This is a genomic window from Shewanella sp. (assembly GCF_051658185.1).
Lineage (GTDB): Bacteria > Pseudomonadota > Gammaproteobacteria > Enterobacterales > Shewanellaceae > Shewanella.
In genome coordinates this window covers 1-4290 of the sequence record NZ_JBOFMC010000122.1, presented here as the reverse complement: position 1 = coordinate 4290, position 4290 = coordinate 1, and the positions used below count along the sequence as shown (strand labels likewise).

At 53.8% G+C, this 4290-nt stretch carries 6 protein-coding genes; 1 reads left to right on the top strand and 5 read right to left on the bottom strand.

All coding sequences use genetic code 11. The features are described 5' to 3' along the window. Positions 1-34: 34 nt before the first annotated feature. The 3 genes from ACRCZA_RS05150 to ACRCZA_RS05140 form a co-directional block, all read right to left on the bottom strand. Positions 35-556, bottom strand: a complete 522-nt coding sequence (locus ACRCZA_RS05150; protein WP_438673394.1) for an AAA family ATPase — start codon at positions 554-556, stop codon at positions 35-37. A 690-nt stretch (positions 557-1246) separates the two neighbouring features. Further along, the gene (locus ACRCZA_RS05145) at positions 1247-1612 is read right to left on the bottom strand and encodes a hypothetical protein (protein ID WP_438673393.1); all 366 of its coding nucleotides are present in this window, start codon (positions 1610-1612) and stop codon (positions 1247-1249) included. A 99-nt stretch (positions 1613-1711) separates the two neighbouring features. Further along, a complete protein-coding gene (locus ACRCZA_RS05140; RefSeq protein ID WP_438673395.1) occupies positions 1712-1987 on the bottom strand; it encodes a hypothetical protein in 276 nt (91 codons plus the stop codon). Between ACRCZA_RS05140 and ACRCZA_RS05135 the strand changes: the two genes are divergently transcribed. Further along, positions 1942-2082 carry a zinc ribbon domain-containing protein gene (locus tag ACRCZA_RS05135; RefSeq protein WP_438673392.1) on the top strand — a complete coding sequence of 47 codons (141 nt, stop codon included), beginning with the start codon at positions 1942-1944 and terminating at the stop codon, positions 2080-2082. The genes ACRCZA_RS05140 and ACRCZA_RS05135 overlap by 46 nt on opposite strands. A 59-nt stretch (positions 2083-2141) precedes the next feature. On the opposite strand, the gene ACRCZA_RS05130 is transcribed toward ACRCZA_RS05135, so the two are convergent. Beyond that, a complete protein-coding gene (locus tag ACRCZA_RS05130) occupies positions 2142-2963 on the bottom strand; it encodes a hypothetical protein (protein WP_438673391.1) in 822 nt (273 codons plus the stop codon). Then, the gene (locus ACRCZA_RS05125; RefSeq protein ID WP_438673390.1) at positions 2960-4021 is read right to left on the bottom strand and encodes an AAA family ATPase; all 1062 of its coding nucleotides are present in this window, start codon (positions 4019-4021) and stop codon (positions 2960-2962) included. Before ACRCZA_RS05125 ends, ACRCZA_RS05130 begins: the two co-directional genes overlap by 4 nt. Between the last annotated feature and the right edge of the window lie 269 nt (positions 4022-4290).

Sequence of the window (4290 nt, the reverse complement as noted above, 5' to 3'; positions counted from 1 at the left end):
TCGGTCTTGCCTTCGACGATAAAGCCCACCCGCACTACCATGGCAGCCCCCCGTCGAATACATTCATCAACCAGGCCTTATCCAGCGGTAAGGTTTGCAATGGCACGCTCGATTTTGCCGCGTTCTTGAGCACCGTTTTACCATCCAGCTTGTTGACCAGCCACAGCTCTTGCACCTGACTACTGCGCACCACCGACTCACTATGGGTCGTCACCAACACCGGATGTTCGGGGCTGGCGTGCTCGCGCATCATGGTGACCAGCTCGGCAATCCCGTTGGGATGAATACCACGTTCCGGCTCCTCGATCAGGGTGAGCCCTAGGCTGCCATCGCGGCTCAGAATGGCGGTCATGATGCAGAGGGCATAGATGGTGCCATCGGAGATCAGGTTGGCAGGAAAATAATTGCGCGTGCCCGCCTCTTTGAATTTGATCACGGTGCGGCCATCCAGCCGCTGCTGCTCGGTGGTCACCTTCTCCATGCCCGGCACCAGCAACTCGATCCATTCCAGAATGGCCTCGCGCTGCGGCGCCTTCTGTTCCAGGAACGACAGCATGGTCGCCACGTTCCGTCCATGCAGATCCAGCTCGGCAGAATCCGCACTGGAGCTATCGGGCTCCTTGGTACCCAGCGGGTCAAAACGAAAAACCCGGGTATTACTCAGCCAACGATAAACCGGAGCATGAGGCAACATCATCAGTCCTGACATCTCATCGGGAAAATCCGGCAAGGTGACTTTCTCTTCGCCACTGCCTTGCAGCATCAACACCGGTGGTTGCCCCCGCTTGCGGGTCATGATGGGCTGATCGTCGATTTTGAGCTGCTCTTCAACCTGCGGATCACCGTCCATCGCAAACAACTTGCAGTGGTAGTAATAACGCTTACCCTCCAGCGCGATATCCAGAGTCAGTGACGCCGTGCGGGCTTTCTCTTTCTTGAATTTGACGCAATGGATCTGGCTAAAGCCACCAAACTCGCGGATAGCGTTGCGCGCACCACGGGCCACCACAGCGCCAAAGAAGGCCAAGCCATCGGCCACATTGCTCTTGCCAGCACCATTCGGGCCTGCCAGCACCGAAAATGCCGTCACCTCGTCGAGGCAGACATCCGCTGCACTTTTATAACCTTGTAGATGTAGGCGTTTTATCGTTGCCGTCATTGATTATTTTTGCGCGAGAAACCCCGTCCTTTTAGGGCAGGGAGGGATAGCGCGGCGGCGTAAGCCGCCCCTGTTCTCGCTCCTCCGTTAAGTTATTGCTATATTCACGTTTTCTTCGAAAATATGTGACGCATGACTAAACGCGCCTACAAATACCGTTTCTACCCCACGGCTGAACAAGCAATCTTGCTTGCCCAGACGTTCGGCTGTACGCGCTTCGTCTATAACCACATCCTTCGCTGGCGTACCGATGCTTTCTATCAAAAACAGGAAAAAATCGGTTACATCCAAGCAAACGCCGAACTGACCAGAATCAAACGCTCTGGCGAGTTCGAGTGGCTTAATGAAGTCTCCTGTGTGCCGCTCCAGCAGTGCCTTCGACACCAACAAGCTGCATTCAAAAACTTCTTTGAAGGAAGGGCCAAATACCCCGCTTTCAAGTAGAAGCACCACCGCCAGTCCATTGAGCTGACCCGTAGTGCATTCACCTACAAAAACGACCTGCTCTACATGGCAAAGAGCAAAGAGCCGTTGGCTATCCGCTGGAGCCGCCTACTCCCCTGCGAACCCAGCACCGTTACGATCTCCAAAGACACAGCTGGCCGCTATTTCGTGTCCTGCCTGTGCGAGTTTGACCCCGAGATCCTGCCCATCACACCGAAAATGGTCGGCATCGATCTCGGCATAAAAGACCTGTTTGTCACCAGCCAAGGTGAAAAGGTCGGCAATCCCCGTCACACGGCCAAGTACGCCGCTCGTGCTGTGGATACACGCTTTCAAAATTGCCGTTGTCGGTGCGTAACTGGGAGTGCCCTGAATGCGAGGCACACCATGACCGCGATGTGAATGCGGCCATTAATATCAAAGCTGCGGGGCTCGCCGTGTTAGCCCATGGAGCGACTGTAAATCCCAAGGCGGCGTAAGCTGCCTTGGGTTGGTTGCTGTGAAGTGGGAATCCCCTTCCTTTAGGTAGGGGAGGATGTCAATAAAGCAGGTCCATTTTCTGCCAAAGAGGGCGAAGATCTGCTGGGGGCAGAGCGTTCTGCAAGAGACGATTTTGACGCTCATTCGCCTTGGCTTGCTCACCGAGCAATCGAGTCAAGGCGTCATGCACCACGCTCGGGAAGAACTGCTTACCATGAACCCCACATTGAAATTGCAGTGATACTGGCCACGCTGTCACCTCCGCTAAACGGGCCTGGTAGTCAGCCCATATTGACTCAGGCGATAAATACTGATGCCATTCACTCAGTGTTTGCCGGATGGCTTGCTCATCTCCCGCCTGTTGAATATCGAGTAACCGCTCCTTAAAGCCCAGCGCACGCAGTCCTTCCCACAATGGGTTGATCGCCTGCCATAGCGCACCGTGCTGGCGCCATATAGGCAAAAGATCTGTCATGGCCGCATATAATGCCTGATAGCCACCCTCGATTTTCTGCTGCTGTCCAGGTGGCAACATTGCCCAGAGTTCTTCCGGGTCACACAGATAATTTTCCAAACAAAAGCGTGGAAGAACCCAGAGATTCGGGAGTGCTCGTTGCTTTTCAGCAATGACATCTGCAGTCCATTCATCTCGGTCAACCACACCAATCCACTTGGGCTCACGTGCCAGCAGTGCCAGTACGTTGGCCTTCTTCTGCGCGTCGGCAATGACCCAACGGTTTTCCCAAGTCGTATCCACTTTTCCCAACCAGGCACTGAAAGCCTGAATGTCATCGGGTCCTTCAACCAACAAGACCCTCTTGCCGGTTGCACCAACATATTGCTGTTTGATTTTGGTCTGCAGGTTATCCAGCCAACTCATGCTTGTTCCCCCTGCAGCTCGATCCGCAGCCCTTGCTGTTCATAACGCTGCCAGATATCGACACTGTGGGAAGTCAGGATGAGCTGACCCTGCTTGTCTGCCACCAGCCGTTCAAGATTGGCCAGCAGGCCGCTGACCAGTGAGGGATGCAAATAGAGGTCTGGCTCATCAATGAGCACGATACCACCGGGTTGTAACCAGCGACTGATGAGATAGACGAGGATCAATACCTGATGCTCACCAGCACTCAGTTCATCGAGCGAATGACGCACCCCGCGCCCCCCCTTGATCTTGACACTCAGACGATTCTCACCGGGGACCATATCCGACTCGATCTCCTTGCCTTGCAAGAACAGGTTGAGATTGCGCAGCACCTCATGGAATTTATGCAATTGGGTGGTTTTAAGGGCAATCAAAGAGGGCTCTAACTGCCCCTTCCAATCCTCGCTGACTTGATAACGGGTCAGCCAGCGCTGACTCAACAGGTCTGGCTCGGGTGACCCAACATTGCGTCTTGGGTTAACCCAGCGCCGCTCTTCTGCATCGAGATAGATAAGATTGGGCACGTCAACCTTGTCATAACTAAGCAACATACGTCGGCGCTGTTCGGTTAGCTTATCGAGCCAGTGCACTTCGGATAACAGCAGACTGCGTTTAACAATCTTCGAGCTGTTCGTGTGTTCGAATGACTCGCCCAACCATTGCACGTCAGGATGTTTTTTAAGCAACTCATCGACCCATAACGCTGCACCAAACACCAAACCAACTGGCTCAGTAGTAAAAGGCTCCAACTTGTTAACTATCACCGCAACACCCTGCCAGCGTTGCAACCAAACACTGGCTACATGTTTGGCTGGCAAATGTTTACGATGCTCGAGCCACCAGCCTGCAGCTTCCCACAACATGGCTATCGCCCGTAACACGGTTGATTTACCACAACCATTGGGGCCGGTAAGCAACACCTGAGAATGTGCGCCGCCCCGCCAGTCATCTTGCAGATCGAGGTGTGACTGCGTCAGTGGCCCGACACCGTTCAGGTAGAGATGGGTGATATGCATAGGCTAAGTTCTCCAAAATCCGACGCGCCATTCTACCGTGTTTGCTCGTCCGTATCTGTAACCGTGGCGTTGGCCAAGGTGAACAATCTGACAAACAGCGTCAGTGACCTGACGCCTTAACGCTAAACACATCACTCGCCCTTATCACCGGTGATGGCTTTGACCTCACTGAGCAGGGAGCCAAATTTACCGTAGTTGACCTTTACCCCGTCATCGAGATCCAAGCTGATGCGCATATCTGCATGGTGTTTCAATGCATCATCAAACGC

Bases quoted from the DNA above. Each gene is read 5' to 3' on its own strand.
- ACRCZA_RS05150 (WP_438673394.1), bottom strand. From the start codon at position 556: ATGCTGTCGTTCCTGGAACAGAAGGCGCCGCAGCGCGAGGCCATTCTG.
- ACRCZA_RS05130 (WP_438673391.1), bottom strand. From the start codon at position 2,963: ATGAGTTGGCTGGATAACCTGCAGACCAAAATCAAACAGCAATATGTT.
- ACRCZA_RS05125 (WP_438673390.1), bottom strand. From the start codon at position 4,021: ATGCATATCACCCATCTCTACCTGAACGGTGTCGGGCCACTGACGCAG.